The organism is Dactylosporangium sp. NPDC049742, from assembly GCF_040674675.1.
Classification (GTDB): Bacteria; Actinomycetota; Actinomycetes; order Mycobacteriales; family Micromonosporaceae; genus Dactylosporangium; species Dactylosporangium maewongense.
This window is the reverse complement of sequence record NZ_JBFANF010000018.1, coordinates 169925-184552: the sequence shown is the minus strand read 5'-3', so window position 1 is coordinate 184552 and position 14628 is coordinate 169925. Positions and strand designations below refer to the sequence as shown.

Here is a 14628-nt window from a genome sequence, read left to right as displayed (position 1 = left end):
GTCTCCCGGGCGGTGGTCGCGTCGGTCAGCTGCTTCTGCAGGTCCGCGACCGCCGGGTCGTCCTTCGACAGGGCGGCGATCTGCGCCTTCAGACCAGTCTGCACGTCACCGAGCTGCGCGTACGTCTTCCCACCTGCGATCGACTTCAGGTGCAGGCCGATGAACTCGTTGGCGTAGCACTCCGCCTGCTTACCCGTGGTCAACTGTTGACCGGCGTACTGCACCAGGCACGCCGACTTCTTCTCCTCCGCCGTCATCGTCCCGGCGGCCTTGAACGTGATCTGCTGCTGGCTCAGCTGGCTCTTGACGTAGTCGTTGGCGAAGTTCGCGTTGCTGGTCAGCACGATACCGGCGACCAGCAGCAACCCGGCCAGGACAACCAGGCCGAGACCGACGAGGATGTCGAGCGTCTTGCGCTTCATGGCGTGCCCTCCGGGGCTTCAGTTGGTGCGACTCTGTGATGCCAACAGCGTCAGGCACCGGCACGGCCACGCCGCAGAGGACAATCACACTTCTCGACGGGACTTTCGACCCCTCCGCCACGGGATCTCCGGGTCAGCGCCGCCGGCGGGTGCCAACTCGTCGTTGCCGCCGCTCGGCGCCACCTGCAGTTCGATGTCCTCAACCGCATATGCCTTCTGCCGGTTGTTCCGACGCGACGTTACCTTCGGCCCTGGTGTTCGGCGCACCGTGACGGTGGAGGAGGTGAACTCGATGAGACTCAATCTGCGTGGTCGCGTGACGACGTTCCGCCACGCGCTGCGCCATCCGACAGCGGTTCCCGTCGCGGAACGACTGCTCGAAAGCACAAGGATGAACTGCCGCCGCGACTGTACGTCAGCTGATCGCGTCCGGCAGACGGCTCGCTGTCTGTCCGTGTGATCTCTCGGCCCAGCCGGATCCGCCCGATCCTGCGTCCGGCGTCCTGACGGGTGCGGCGGCAACGCCCGTCAGAGCATCACGTCGGCCCGTCCTCACAAATGAGGGATTCGCCGGCACGGAACCGCGGTCCGGCTCCGGTAGGTGTTCCCACGCCACAAGAGAGGACTTCCGGCACTATCGACCCCGCTGCCACCACGAGACGGTGATGACAGCTGATGTACCGGAGGTGAGCGACATGACGGCAGGACTGATCGTCTTCTGCGTCGTCCTCGGCGTGTACGGCCTGGCGGCCCTCGTAGCCCTGGCCACGGAGCGGCGGCTGCGTCCGCAGGAAGCCGTTCCGATCAACCGCAGGCTGGCCGGTCGCGAGAGCGACGCGGCTCGGCGGTTGATTGACGGCAGCCTTGATCGGGCCGCCTACCACGCGAGCATGGCCTCGATCGCGGCGCAGGACGCCGCCGAACATCCCTTGGACGTGCCGAAACTGCGACAGTGACGCGGCGGCGGGCGTCTCCCGTTCAGGGTGACCGGCGTCAGCGGGCGGCGCGACATCGCCGCGCACTGATCCGCCCGGGGTGTTCACTGCCGTCCTGCGATCGGAGGCCGCGATGACAACGGTCTCGACAGTCCTGCTACCGGACGCGAGGATTGGCACATCCGGAGCGGGAGGGTGGGCCGGCGTGCAGGAGTTCGTGGATTTCCTCGGCCGGCAGGCGCCGTTCGACGCGCTCGACGCCGACGACCTGGCGCGGCTGGTCGCGCGCGTCGAGGTCGAATACTTCGCGGCCGGGGCGACCCTCGTCACCGAGGGTACGCGGCTGGAGCACCTGTGGGTGGTCCGCACCGGCGCGCTCGAGGTCCTCGACGGCGACCGGGTCGTGGACCTGCTGGGGCCGGGCGACATGTTCGGCCACCTGTGGCTGCTGTCGGGGCTGCCGCCGACGGTACGGGTCCGGGCGCACGAGGAGAGCCTGTGCCTGCGGATCCCGGATCCACGCACCTTCCTCGCCCGGCCCGACCGGCTACGGTTCGCCGCGGTGCACCCCGGGTCCGCCCGGTCGCGGCTCGTCCAGGACGCCGGCCTCGGCCGGGCGGTGCAGCCGTTGGCTCGTCTCGTCCGCCCGATCGTCTGGTGCGCCGAGACGGACCGGGTCCGTGACGTCGCCGACCAGATCAGTGCGGCCGGGCTGTCGTGCGCGCTCGTGCGGGGCGATGGGCGGGTGGGCATCGTGACCGATCTCGACTTCCGCCAGAAGGTGGCGACCGGTCAGGTCGGCATCGACGCCCCGGTCACCGCGCTCGCCACGGTGCCGGCGCTGACCGTCGAGGAGGGCGCCACCCAGGCGCAGGGGCTGCTGCGGATGATCGAACGCGGCGTGCACCACCTCGTCGTGGTCGACCGCGCCGGGCGGCCCGTGGGCGTCCTGCGGGCGGTGGACCTGGCCGGCGCCGAGGTCCGCGACCCGTTGCTGATCCGTTCGGCGATCGACGAGGCCCGCGACGTCGAGGAGCTGGCCGCGGCGTGCCGGCTCCTGCCAGGCATGCTCATCGAGCTGTGCGGCGACGCCGTGCCCGCCACGCACATCGGAGCCATCCACGCCGCGGTCGTCGACGCGGCGATCCGGCGTACCCTGCGCCTACAGGACCATCCGTCGCTCGACGGCGTGCGGCACTCCTGGGTTCTGCTCGGGTCGCTGGCCCGCCGGGAGCCGCTGCCGCTGTCCGATGTGGACACCGCGCTGGTGTGGGCCGACCCGCCCGCTGACGTTCCTGGTCGCGGCCAGGACCCCGCCGGTGAGTTCCGGGTCGAGGCGCGGGAGGTCCTGCGCGGGCTGCAACGCTGCGGGTTCACGCTCTGCGGCAACGGCGCGAACGCGCACAACCCGGTCTTCAGCCGGGCGCGGTCCGGATGGATCGCGGCGGCCCGCGGCTGGCAGCACGACCCGACCCAGGACAACGCCCTGCTGCTGTCGGCGATGGTGGCCGACAGCCGGCCTCTGACCGACCCGGAACTGGGCGGCGCACTCAGCCAGAGCATCCGGTCCCACACCCGCACCAGCCAGTTCCTGCGCGCGCTGCTCGACGAGGCATTGAGCTGGCGCCCGCCCGCCGGGTTCGTCCGGGACTTCGTCGTGCACCACAGCGGCGAGCACCGCGGCCAGCTCGACCTGAAACCGGGCGGCCTCACCCCCGTCGTCGCGCTGGCCCGGTGGATCGCCATCGCCGCCGGCGACGCCAGCGGCACCACGATCGAGCGGCTGCACCGCGGCGCCGCGCTCGGCCTGCTCACCACCGACGAGGCGGACACCCTGGCCGGCGGGTTCGAAAGCGTCTACGGCCTGCTGCTGCGCCACGAGGTCCAGGCGCTGCGCGCCCACGGCATGCCGTCGACCACGTTCATCGCGCCGAACGAGCTGGACCTGCTCACCCGCCGGCACCTGCGCGAGACGTTCCGGGCGATCGCACTCGTCCAGTCGCGGGTGGACCGGGCCTGGCTCACCCGGCTGCCCGGGTGACGCGCGGCGCGATACGACTGCGCCGCCGGGTGCCGCTGCCCGGCCCCAGTCCGCACACGCCGTGGCGGGAGGCGGAGTTCTGCGTCGTGGACCTGGAGACGACCGGCCTGGACCTGCGCCGCGACGACGTCGTCTCCTACGGGGCGGCGATCGTCAGGCACGCCCGGATCTCGTGCGGGCAGACGGTGTACCGGCAGCTACGGCCGGACCGCCCGATCTCCGTCGCCGCCATGACCGTGCACGGCCTGCGCAGCGCCGACCTCGCGGATGCCCCGCCGATCGGCGACGTCCTGGACGAGCTCATCGAGCTACTGGCAGGCCGCGTGCCAGTAGCGCACGCGGCCTGGGTGGAACGGGCCTTCCTCGACCGGGCCCTGCGGCCCCGCGGGCGCCGCCTGGGCCGGATGATGATCGACACCGCCGCGCTCCTGCGCGCCTGCCGCCTCGCCGATCCTGCGGCCGGGCACGAGCCGAACCTGGAGGCCGCCGCGAGACGGCTGGGGCTGCCGGTACACACGCCGCACCACGCGCTGGGCGACGCCTTCACGACCGGCCAGCTCCTGCTCGCGCTCGCCACGCGGCTGGAGCACGCCGCGGGCAGACGCCCCGGGCCACTCACGGTCGGTGACCTGCACGCCTTGTCGCGGCACCACCGGATCTGACACCGGGATCCCCTCGGACCGCTTACGGGTGCTGGAGACGGGGCCGCCGGCGGCCTGACCGGCGGCCCCGCGCACCGGCCGCGTCACCCGCTCCACATCGGGTGCTGCGCCCACACCGCGCGCATCGCCTCGAGCAGCGTCGTCGCGGTGAACCACCCGACCGCGAGCACGCCCACGGTCAGCAGGCACGCGCCGATCAGGGTCGCGGCACCCGGCGGGCGCGGCGGCGACAGCAGCCACCACACCACCGTCAGCACCAGCAGCAGCAGCGCCAGCGACGCGAGGCTCAGCGCGTCGGCCTGGGCGGTGTGCGCCCGCACCGCCGGCGGCAGCGCCTGCCCGGCGGCGTCGGCCCGGCCCCGCAGATCGTCCAGCAGCCGCACGCCGGTCGTCCCGGCCGCGTACGCCAACCCCGCGTTCACCGCGCTGACCACGACGAGCGGCCAGCGCATCCCGGACCGCACGCCTGGCAGCCACGCGTAGCACAGTGCCAGCACCGCGGCGAGCGGGGCGGTGACGACGACCAGGTGGCCCATCACGACATGCGTCGGCACAGTGCTCACACCTCCTGTCCGCGCTGTCCGCGCAGCGGGCCCGCCAGTTGTCGGCCCCAGTCCGCGGCGCGCTGCTCCTCACCGTCGGCCAGCGGTCCAACGGTGCCGGTGACGTAGAAGCTCGGGCCGCGCTCGGTGCCGCGGAACCCACGGCGGGTCAGCGCCTTGGCCGCGGCCTTCGACGCGGAACCGAACGAGAACCTGCTACGCACCGACGTGTCGAACGTCGCCACCCGCAGGTCCGACCTCGCCGCGACGCGCTGAATCCATTCCCGGACGCCGCTGCTGTCCCCGGCGGTGGCGCCGAGCTTCGCCGCCTGCTGACGGGTCTGGTCCTTCGGCAACGAGTAGTCATGGGTCGGCGCGCCCACGACCAGCAACCGCACCGCTGCCGGGATCTCCTCGGGCGCCTCGCCCGGGCGTACCACGGTCACCGGGCCGGCCGCAGCCGTCTCGCTCAGACCGGCCGCGACGGCCTGAGCGACCGTCAGGGTGTTGCCGAACGCCGATTCCACGACAATCAGCACGCTCATCGCGCCACCCCGTCCACGCGGGCGGCCGCCGGCCGCAGGCCGGTCCAGTGCTCCTTGACGTAGACGAGACAGGCCGCCCGCGGGCCGGACGGCCCGGCGGCCAGCCAGCCCGGTGGCACGGCGACGAACCGCGGCCAGAGGCTGTACTGACCTTCGCCGTTCACCAGCACGGTGTAGCCGCCGTCAGGATCTTCGAATGGTGCGGTCATGACGCCCGTCCTTCCCATCGTGTGTCGTCGAGCGCGTCGATGTCTGTCATCTTCGCCAGAAGCAGGGCCTCGATGTCGAGGTCGTCGATGTCGGCGTGGTCCGGCGCGTCGTCCAGCGCGACCGGCGGCGCGGAGCCGGAGTCCGTCTCGTCGGTGCCGGCCGGAGCCTGGTCCGCAGCCTCCCGGGCGGTGCCCGCCGACGGCTGCGCCGGTGTCCCGTCCGGGTGCGTCAGCGCGACGCCCATACGCTCGGCGAGGAACGGCACGATCGCGGCCACCGTGGGATAGCGCCAGGCGAGCGTCGCGGGCAGCTCGACGCCCAGCGTCGCCTCCAGACGCTTACGCAGGTCCAGGGACATCAACGAGTCGAAGCCCAGGCCCGCCAGCGGCGCGTCGTCGTCGACGTCGGCCGGGTCCAGCTGCAGCACCTGCGCGATCGTCTGCCGCAGGTGTGATGTGAGGATGTCCCGTCGGCGCCGGCCGGGTTCCACCGCGAGCAGCCGGTCCCGGATCTCCGCCGACCGGCCGGCCGCGGCGGCGGCGCCGGCAGCCTGCGGGCCGCCGGCCAGATCCGCCAGCAGTTGCGGCAGCAGCCCGAGCGCGGCGGCCGCGCGCAGCCTCGGCCGGTCCAGTGTGAGGACCACAACCTGCGCCGCGCCCGAGCCGAGCACGGCGTCCAGCGCGGCGACGCCGTCGCGCGAGGCGATCCCGGCGATCCCGCTTTCCGCGAGCTGACCGGCGCGGTCCGGCCGGGCCGCGAGTCCCTCCTCCGACCAGGGACCCCAGTCGATGCTGAGGGCCGGCAGCCCGCACGCCCGCCGATACGCCGCCAGCCCGTCCAGGAACGCGTTGGCCGCCGCGTAGTTGCCCTGGCCCGGTGAGCCGACCAGGGCCGCGGCCGAGGAGTACAGGACGAAGCAGTCGAGCTCGCGGGCCATCGTGGCACGGTGCAGGTGCCAGCCACCGTCCACCTTCGGCGCCAGGACCGCCCGCAGCCGTCGCCGGTCCAGGCCGCTGAGCAGCCCGTCGTCGAGCACCCCGGCGGCATGGACGACCCCGCGCAGCGCCGGCAGGTCGCGGTCGATGAGGTCCATCACCGCGGCCACGTCCGCGGCCCGCGCGGCGTCGCCGCGGAACACGGTCACCCCGGTCCCACCGGCCCGCAGTTCGTCGAGGTCCGCGAGCACCGCGGCGGCCGGCTCGGAACGGCTCATCAGCACGATGTGCCCGGCGCCACGGCCGGCGAGGTACCGGGCGGTCCGCCGCCCGAGGGCACCCAGTCCCCCGGTGACGAGATAGGTGGCGTCGTGCCGCACCGGCATCCGCCCGTGCGTGGCCGGCACCGTCTCCTGCCCGGTGCGGCGCAGCACGAGCTTGCCGATGTGCCCGGCCCGCATCATCATCGTGCCCGCCGTCGCGGCCTCGGACAGCCCGAACACGGTCGACCGTGGGGCGGTGAACGCACCGGACGCCAGCCCGTCGCCGAGCCGCAGGAACAGTTCGGCCACGTGTGCCGGTTCGTCGGCGAAGCACGCCTCGAGGTCGACGGCGAAGAACGACCGGTTGCGTTTGAACAACTCCAGGCCGAGATGACTGTTGGCGTAGATGTCCTGCTTGCCGAGCTCGACGAACCGGCCGCCCGGCGCCAGCACCGCGATGCTGCGGCGCAGCGCGGCGCCACCGAGGGAGTTGAGCACGACGTCGACGCCGCGGCCGCCGGTGTCCCGCATGATCTCCTCGGCGAAGCGCAGCGACCGGGAATCCATCACGTGCCGGACACCCAGCGAACGCAGCAGGTCCCGCTTCGCCTCGGTGCCCGCCGTCGCGTACACCTCGGCGCCGGCCCGCGCGGCGACCTGCAGCGCGGCCAGGCCGACACCGCCTGCCGCGGAATGGATCAGGACCCGCTCACCGGGGCGGAGCCTGGCCAGGTGCTCCAGGGCGTGCAGGGCGGTCAGGAACGCGATCGGGCACGCTGCGGCCTGCTCGTGGCTGAGGCCCACCGGCCGGTGCACCACCAGATGCGCCGCCGTGGTGGTGTACGCGGCGAAACTGCCTGCGGCGACGGCCATCACGAGGTCCCCGGGACGGTAGCCTTCGACGCCGGCGCCGACCACGGCCACCTCGCCCGCGCACTCGGCGCCCAGCGCGACGCCGCCCGGCGCGGCGCTCACACCGGGGTACAGGCCAATCGCCTTGAGCACATCGCTGAAGTTCAGCCCCGCCGCGTGCACCCTGATCTGGATCTCACCGGGCCCAGGCGGGCGCCGGTCGCACCGTGACGGCAGCAGGCCTGACAGCCCGGACGCGCCGGCGACGACGTGGAAGTTGCCGTCCGCAGCCTCGTCGAACGGCCGCCGGTCGGCGGCGCCGTCCGCGGCGGGACCGTGCCCGTCCGCCGCGCGGCGGACCAGGGCGGGGTGCAGGCGCCGACCGGCCCGCAGGCACACCTGCCCGTCCCGCTGCCCCGGATGCGCCCGGAGCGCCTCGGCGACGACCTGGTCGGTCTCATTACCAGCGGGCAGGGGGTCGAGGTCGACGATCGCCGGGTGCAGCTCGCCGTGCTCCAGCGCGATCACACGGGCCAGACCCCACAGCGCGGACTGCGCGACGCTCGGCACCCCGTCGTCGTCGGTGGCGCGCTGCGCGCCCCGGGTGAGCAACAGCAGGCGGGACACGCCGCCGAGCCCGCCCGCGGCGAGCTCCTGCACGAGGTGCAGGACCGAGCCGCAGCCGAGGTCCTCGACGGCGGGCAGCCGCAGTGCCGTGCCCGCCGCGTCGAGGCGGTCGTCGAGCGCTGCGTCCAGCGCCCAGCCGTGCACTACGCCCCGCCAGGCGTCCGCGCTGCCGTCTCGCAGCTGCCGGCACAGCGCCGCGAGGTCCTCGCGGCTGCCCGGATCCGCCTCGAACCGGCTGGCGTCGAGGCGGCGCAGCGACCGCCCGGCGCGCACCGTGACACAGCTCGCGCCGCGCGCGGTGAGGGCCGCTGCCACCCCGTCGGCGAACCCGCCGGCGTCGGCGAGGACGAGCCATCGGCCGTCGGCCTCCAGCAGGCCGGCGGCGGCGTCCGGTGCCGCCTCGGCCCAGCGCACGTCGAAGGTGGTGCCGGCGGGCCCGTCGTCGCCGGTGCCGTCGAGGCGGCGCAGCAGCACACCGTCGACCTCGCCCGCCCACGAACCGGTGTCGTCGAACAGCACCACCCGCCCGGTGAACGTGGCACCGGGCGACGTGGCGGTGCCGGTGACGCTCGCCGAGACCCACCGTGGCCGGACCCGGCCGGCCGCCAGCGAGCAGCAGCGCACGGCGACCGGGACGTACGTGTCCGGGCCGCCGATGCCCGCGGCCGCGGCCAGCACCTGCAGGCAGCTGTCCAGCACCGCCGGGTGCACCGCGTACGGGTCGTCCCCGGCGGCGGGCCCGGCCGGCACGCGGAGCCGGGCCACGGCCTCCCCCGGTGCGTGCCACAGCTCGTCGATGCCCCGGAAGGCACCGTCGTACTCCAGTCCGGCCGCCGACAGCCCGGCGTAATGCGCGGCAACGTCCTGCGCGCCGGTGCAGCGGGCCCGGGCGGCGTCCAAATCGCCGGTGGGTGTCCCCTCCGGTGCAGCGCCGTACGCTCCCTTCGCCAGCGGGCTCCAGGCGGTGCCGCCGGCGTCGCCGTCCCGGTCGAACAGCTCGAACGACCCGCCGGTGCCCGCCTCCGGGGTCAGCACCAGCTGCAGGGTCTCCGTCGCGGCGTGCTCCGCCACGGCCGCCATCCGCACGAACTCGACGTCGTGCAGCGTCACCGCATCGTCGCCGAGGACCCGCCGGGCCGCGACCAGCGCGGCGTCCAGCACGGCGGCCGCCGGCAGCACCGCGATCCCACGGACCTGGTGGTCCCGCAGGTACGGCAGTTCGGCGAGGTCGACGCGGGCCGACCAGTGGTGCGCCTTCGGTTCGTCCGCGGCCAGCAGGTGCCCGCGCAGCAGCGGATGTTCCCCGGCGGCACGGCGCGGACGCACGGCGGCGTCCTGCAGCCAGTACCGCTCCCGCTGCCACGGGTAGGCGGGCAGGCCCACCATCGCCGTGGCGGGGCCGTGGACGCGGTGCCAGTCCACGGGGAACCCGGCGCAGTAGAGCCGGCCGAGCTCGGCCAGCAGCTCCGCTCGGACGTCCCGCTCCCGGCGGATGGAGGCGACCACCGCACCGGCGACGTCGGTGTCGTCCTGCGCCGCAAGGGCGAGCCGCTCGCGGAGGGCCTCCTGCAGCATCGGGTGCGGTGAGACCTCCACGAAGGTGTCGTGCCCGCAGGCCCGCAGCTCCGCGATCACCGGGTCGAACAGCACGGGCCGGCGCAGGTTCTGCGCCCAGTACCCGGCGTCGAGCCGATCGCTGCCGACCGGCGCGCCGGTCGCGGTCGACCACATCGGGATCGTCGCCGGGCGTGCCCGCAGACCCTCGATCCGGTGTTCCAGTTCGGCGCTCAACGGTGCCATCACCGGGCTGTGCGAGGCGAACGTCACCGACTCCAGCCGGCGGGCGAAGATCCCGTCTGCGTCCAACGCGGCGACGACCCGGTCCAGCTGCTCGGCATCACCGGACAGCACCGTGCTCGTCGGCGCGTTGCTCGCCGCCACCCAGACCGCGTCCGGTCCGAGCCGGTCGAGCAGTTCCCTGGTCTGTTGCAGCGACAGCCCGACGGCGGCCATGCCGCCTCCGCCGCCGGCCCGGCCGATCACCTGGCCGCGGTGCATGGCCACCCGCAGCGCATCGGCGAGGTCCAGGGCGCCGGCCACGTACGCGGCGGAGATCTCGCCGACGCTGTGCCCGACGACCGCGGCGGGTTCGACGCCCCAGGACCGCCACTGTTCGGCGAGGGCGATCTGCACGGCGACCAGCGCCGGCTGCGCCACCGCCGGCTCCGCCAGCCTGGACCGGGTGCCTGCGGACAGCTGCTCCAGCAGTGACCAGCCGGCCAGGTCGCGCAGCGTCGCGTCGCAGCGTTCCAGCACGTCGCTCAGGACCGGGGACGCCTGCAGCAGGTCCGCTCCGAGCGGCCACCAGCGGGCGCCCTGGCCGGTGAAGACGAAGACCGGGCGCGGCCGCCGGCCGACCCGCCGCGCGCCCCAGGACAGACCCGGCCGCTCCTCGGCGCGGGCGAACGCGGCGAGCGCGGCCCGCAGCTCCTGCGCGGACCCGCCCACGCAGGCGAGGCGGTGCTCGTAGTGGGTGCGGCGCAGCGCCGCGGCCGCGCACAGCGACTGCACGGTGCCCGCCGCTTCACCGAGCTGCTCGTCGTACCGGGCGGCCAGGTCCCGCAGCGCAGCCGACGTCCGGGCGGAGACGGTGAGCAGCTGGGTGGCCGGTTCGCTTTCGTCGCCGGCCGGGACCGTCGTCGCCGCCGGCGCCGCGCCGACGACGAGGTGCACGTTGGTGCCGCCGAACCCGAACGAGCTGACCCCCGCAACCGCCGGCCCGTCGACCGGCCACGGCTGGGCCGCGGCGGCGACCCGCAGGCCGAGCTCCTGGAACGGGATGTGCGGGTTGGGCTGCTCGTAGTGCAGGCTTGCCGGGATCGTCCGGTGCCGAACGGCCAGCAGCGCCTTGATGAGCCCGGCGACGCCGGCGGCGGCCTCCAGGTGCCCGATGTTGGACTTGACCGAGCCGATGATGCACGGCCGGTCCGGGTCGCGGTCCCGACCGATCACCGCCGCCAGTGCCTTCGCCTCGATCGGGTCGCCCAGCAGGGTGCCCGTGCCGTGCGTCTCGACGTAGCCCACCGCCGCGGGCGGCACTGCCGCGTTGGCGTACGCGGCCCGCAGCACCGCCTCCTGCGCCGCGGGGTTCGGTGCCATCAGCCCGTTGGTGCGGCCGTCCTGGTTGACCGCGCCGCCCAGCACCACCCCGTAGATCGTGTCCCGGTCGGCGACGGCCCGGCTCAGCGGTTTGAGCACCACGACGCCGGCGCCTTCCGAGCGGACGTAGCCATCGGCGCGGGCGTCGAAGGACTTGCAGCGCCCGTCGGCGGCCATCGCACCGGCCTTGCTGAAGTTGATCGCCAGCGCCGGTGAGAGGATCACGTTCACACCGCCGGCCAGAGCCAGGGTGCAGTCGCCGGCGGCCAGGCTCGCGCAGGCCTGCTGCACCGCCACCAGCGACGAGGAGCAGGCGGTGTCCACGGCCATACTCGGCCCGTGCAGGTCCAGCAGGTACGACAGGCGGTTCGCGGCGATGCTCGCGGCGTTACCGGTGCCGTAGTGCGCGTCGATGCGGGCATAATCGTCGAGCTGCAGCAGCGCGTAGTCGTTGGTGGCGATGCCCACGAACACCCCGGTCGCCGAACCGGCGAGATCGTCGGCCACCAACCCGGCGTCGTCGAGGGCCTCCCAGGCGACCTCGGCCAGCAGCCGCTGTTGCGGGTCCATCCGCTCCGCCTCGCGCGGTGAGATGCCGAAGAACTGGGGATCGAACCGGTCGACGCCGTCGAGGAAGCCACCCCAGCGGGTCGTCGTCTTCCCGGGGGCCGCCGGGTCCGGGTCGACGAAGTCCGCGACCGACCAGCGGTCCGGCGGGACCTCGGTGATGGCGTCCCGCCCGTCGTGCAGCAGGCGCCAGAACCGGTCGGGGCCGTCGGCGCCGGGGAACCGGCAGCCGATCCCGATGACCGCGACGGGTTCCGCCGCAGTGCCGGGCGCCGTCCCGCGGCCGTGGCGCGCCGCCGGGCCCGAGGGCTCGACCGGGCCGGCGGGGTCAGCAGGCTCGGCGGCCAGGAACGCGGCGACGGCCTCGATCGTGGGATGTTCCCAGATCAGCGTCGACGGCAACTCCCGGCCGACCATCGCCTCGAGCTCGCCGACCAGACCGACCATCTCCACCGACGGCAGGCCGTAGGTGGCGACCGGGCACGTCGGGTCGATCTGGTCGACCGGCACGTGCAACCGCGCGGCGAGCTCCTCCGTCAGCCGCCGTTCGAGCTGCGACCGGCTCACACGGTCCGGTTGCGACGCCAACTGGGAATGTACGTCGGACATCGGGATCACGCCTTCCCACTCGCGGGTCCGCCGTGCCCGGCGCGGCCGGGGCGTGCGGTGATGAGGATGACGGCGAGCAGCGCGGCGAGCACCAGGATGCCGATCGCCCACCAGGTCGCGACGGCGAAACCGTGCACCATCGCCTCCAGCCGCAGCGCCTCGGACGGGTCCGTCGAGGCTGCCGTGTGTGTGCCGAGGTACGTCGCGGTGGCGGCCGCCGCGATGCCGTTGAGCAGCACGGTGCCGATCGACCCGCCGACCTCCTGGACGGCGTTGACCATCGCCGACGCGACGCCGGTGTCGCGCGGCTCGACGTCGAGCGTGGCGACGCTCATCGCGGGCACGAACGCCGAGCCCAGGCCGAGCCCGATCAGCACCCCGGCCGGGAGCAGCACCGCGGTGTAGGCGCTGTCGACCCGCAGCCGGGTCAGCAGGAGCATGCCCCCGGCGGCGATCACGAACCCGCCGCTGATCAGCACCCTCGGCGGCACGTGCGCCAGCAGACGGCCGCCCAGCTGGGTGGAGCCGACGACCATGCCGGCCACCATGGGCAGGAAACCAAGACCGGCAACGACCGGCGAGTACCCCTTGACGGTCTGCAGGTAGTACGTCATGAACAGGAACAACCCGAACATGGTCAGCACCGACAGGCCGAGCGCGAGATAGACGCCGGCGCGGTTGCGTTCGCCGACCAGCCGCGGCGGCAGCAGCGGCGCCCGGCCCCGCCGCTCCACGACGGTGAATGCGGCCAGGAGGACCGCTGCGGCGCCGGCGAGGCCCAGCGTGCGCCCGCTCGCCCAGCCGTCGCTCTCCGCCGTCGCGAACGCCAGCACCGTGCCGACCAGTCCCACGCCGACCAGCGCGGCGCCGGGCAGGTCCAGCCGGCCGGCGCGCCGGCTCAAGGCCGGCTCCCGCACAACGGCGACCGCGCCGACCGCGGCGACGGCCGCGAACGGGATGCTGATGTAGAACGCCCACCGCCAGTTCAGGAATTGGGTCAGGACGCCACCGAGGATCAGCCCGGCCGCGAGGCCGCTGCCGGCGACCGCGTTGTAGATGCCGAACGCCTTGCCGCGCTCCTTCGGCTCGGTGAACATCACCGTGACCATGGCCAGCGCCGCCGGTGACAGCAGCGCGCCGAAGACACCCTGCAACGCCCGGGCGGTGATGAGCATCGCGCTGCCGGTCGCGGCACCACCGAGCGCCGACGCCACGGCGAAACCGGTCAGCCCGATGAGGAACGCCCGCCTACGGCCCAGCAGGTCGGTCACCCGGCCGCCGAGCAGCAGCAGCCCGCCGAACGCCAGCGTGTACGCCGCGATGATCCATTGCCGGTCGCCATCGGCCATCCCGAGGTCGGCCTGGGTGGACGGGATCGCGATGTTCACCACGGTGGTGTCCACCACGACCATCAGCTGCGCCACCGCGATGAACAGCAGCGCCGCCCACCGGCGCGGATCGAGGTCCGGCGGCGCGGGCGCGGCAGTCACCGCGCCCGCGCGGGGACCGTTCATGCGAAGCCGCCGTCGACCGCGAACACGCCGCCGGTGATGTAGGCCGCCCGGTCCGACACGAGGAACGACACCAGGTCGGCGACGTCGTCTGGCCGGCCGAAACGGCGCAGCGCGATGTGCTGCACCGCGTGGTCCAGGATGCTCTCCGGCACACCGGCCAGCTGGCCGGTGGTGATGAAGCCCGGCGCGACCACGTTGGCGCGCACGCCGTAGCGGCCCACCTCCTGGGCCAGCGACTTGGTGAAGCCGACGACCGCGGCCTTGGACGCCGCGTAGTTGGTCTGTCCGGCGTTGCCGCGCAGGCCGGCCAGCGACGACATGGTGACGATCGTGCCCGCGCGCCGTTTCAGCATGTCCTCCACCACCGCCCGGCAGACGTGGTAGACCCCGTCGAGGTTCACCCGCAGGACGGTGTGCCAGTCGTCGGCCTCCATGAGCGCGAGCGGGCGGTCCCGCACGACCGCGGCCGAGGCAACCAGCGCGGTCACCGGGCCAAGCGCGTCCTCGACGCCCGCGACGAGCGTCGCCACCTGCGCGGCGTCCGCCACGTCGGCGCGCCGGACGTAGACGCCGCGGCCGAGATTGAGCAGTTCCTTCTCCAGCTGCTGGGCCGCGGCGGCGTCGGCCGCGTAGCACAGCGCGATGTCGAAGCCGTCCCGGGCCAGGCGCAACGCGGTGGCCCGTCCGATGCCGCGCGACCCGCCCGTGATCAGTGCCACAGGGTTGCTCATGATGTCATCTCCTC

At 73.9% G+C, this 14628-nt stretch carries 10 protein-coding genes; 3 read left to right on the top strand and 7 right to left on the bottom strand.

Going from position 1 to position 14628, the window contains the following annotated elements; translation table 11 throughout:
* Positions 1-422 (bottom strand): hypothetical protein (locus tag AB0J72_RS23470; protein ID WP_363401967.1); only part of this gene is annotated, 422 nt, incomplete at its 3' end.
* Between the two features lie 695 nt (positions 423-1117).
* Between AB0J72_RS23470 and AB0J72_RS23465 the strand changes: the two genes are divergently transcribed.
* The 3 genes from AB0J72_RS23465 to AB0J72_RS23455 all read left to right on the top strand — a co-directional run bounded on the left by AB0J72_RS23465 (position 1118) and on the right by AB0J72_RS23455 (position 4060).
* A complete protein-coding gene (locus AB0J72_RS23465; RefSeq protein ID WP_363401965.1) occupies positions 1118-1378 on the top strand; it encodes a hypothetical protein in 261 nt (86 codons plus the stop codon).
* A gap of 184 nt (positions 1379-1562) precedes the next feature.
* Complete coding sequence (locus AB0J72_RS23460; protein ID WP_363401963.1) at positions 1563-3398, top strand: putative nucleotidyltransferase substrate binding domain-containing protein; 1836 nt, start codon at positions 1563-1565, stop codon at positions 3396-3398.
* Positions 3395-4060: an exonuclease domain-containing protein gene (locus AB0J72_RS23455; RefSeq protein ID WP_363401961.1), complete on the top strand. Its 666-nt coding sequence runs from the start codon at positions 3395-3397 to the stop codon at positions 4058-4060. The genes AB0J72_RS23460 and AB0J72_RS23455 overlap by 4 nt, the downstream gene beginning before the upstream one ends.
* An 83-nt stretch (positions 4061-4143) precedes the next feature.
* Here AB0J72_RS23455 and AB0J72_RS23450 read toward each other — a convergent pair whose 3' ends face one another.
* The 6 genes from AB0J72_RS23450 to fabG are packed head-to-tail and all read right to left on the bottom strand — an operon-like array spanning position 4144 to position 14614.
* Complete coding sequence (locus tag AB0J72_RS23450; RefSeq protein WP_363401959.1) at positions 4144-4614, bottom strand: hypothetical protein; 471 nt, start codon at positions 4612-4614, stop codon at positions 4144-4146.
* 5 nt (positions 4615-4619) lie between these two features.
* On the bottom strand, positions 4620-5147 hold the full coding sequence (locus tag AB0J72_RS23445; RefSeq protein WP_363401957.1) for a hypothetical protein: 528 nt from the start codon (positions 5145-5147) through the stop codon (positions 4620-4622).
* Complete coding sequence (locus tag AB0J72_RS23440) at positions 5144-5356, bottom strand: MbtH family protein (protein WP_363401955.1); 213 nt, start codon at positions 5354-5356, stop codon at positions 5144-5146. Before AB0J72_RS23440 ends, AB0J72_RS23445 begins: the two co-directional genes overlap by 4 nt.
* Entirely contained in the window at positions 5353-12327 is a 6975-nt protein-coding gene (locus tag AB0J72_RS23435; protein WP_363401953.1) for an SDR family NAD(P)-dependent oxidoreductase, read from the bottom strand. The genes AB0J72_RS23440 and AB0J72_RS23435 overlap by 4 nt, the downstream gene beginning before the upstream one ends.
* Before the next feature lie 47 nt (positions 12328-12374).
* Positions 12375-13883: an MFS transporter gene (locus AB0J72_RS23430; protein ID WP_363401951.1), complete on the bottom strand. Its 1509-nt coding sequence runs from the start codon at positions 13881-13883 to the stop codon at positions 12375-12377.
* Complete coding sequence (fabG, locus tag AB0J72_RS23425) at positions 13880-14614, bottom strand: 3-oxoacyl-ACP reductase FabG (RefSeq protein WP_363401949.1); 735 nt, start codon at positions 14612-14614, stop codon at positions 13880-13882. The genes AB0J72_RS23430 and fabG overlap by 4 nt, the downstream gene beginning before the upstream one ends.
* Between the last annotated feature and the right edge of the window lie 14 nt (positions 14615-14628).

Bases quoted from the DNA above. Each gene is read 5' to 3' on its own strand.
- AB0J72_RS23465 (WP_363401965.1), top strand. From the start codon at position 1,118: ATGACGGCAGGACTGATCGTCTTCTGCGTCGTCCTCGGCGTGTACGGC.
- AB0J72_RS23440 (WP_363401955.1), bottom strand. From the start codon at position 5,356: ATGACCGCACCATTCGAAGATCCTGACGGCGGCTACACCGTGCTGGTG.
- AB0J72_RS23445 (WP_363401957.1), bottom strand. From the start codon at position 5,147: ATGAGCGTGCTGATTGTCGTGGAATCGGCGTTCGGCAACACCCTGACG.
- fabG (WP_363401949.1), bottom strand. From the start codon at position 14,614: ATGAGCAACCCTGTGGCACTGATCACGGGCGGGTCGCGCGGCATCGGA.
- AB0J72_RS23430 (WP_363401951.1), bottom strand. From the start codon at position 13,883: ATGAACGGTCCCCGCGCGGGCGCGGTGACTGCCGCGCCCGCGCCGCCG.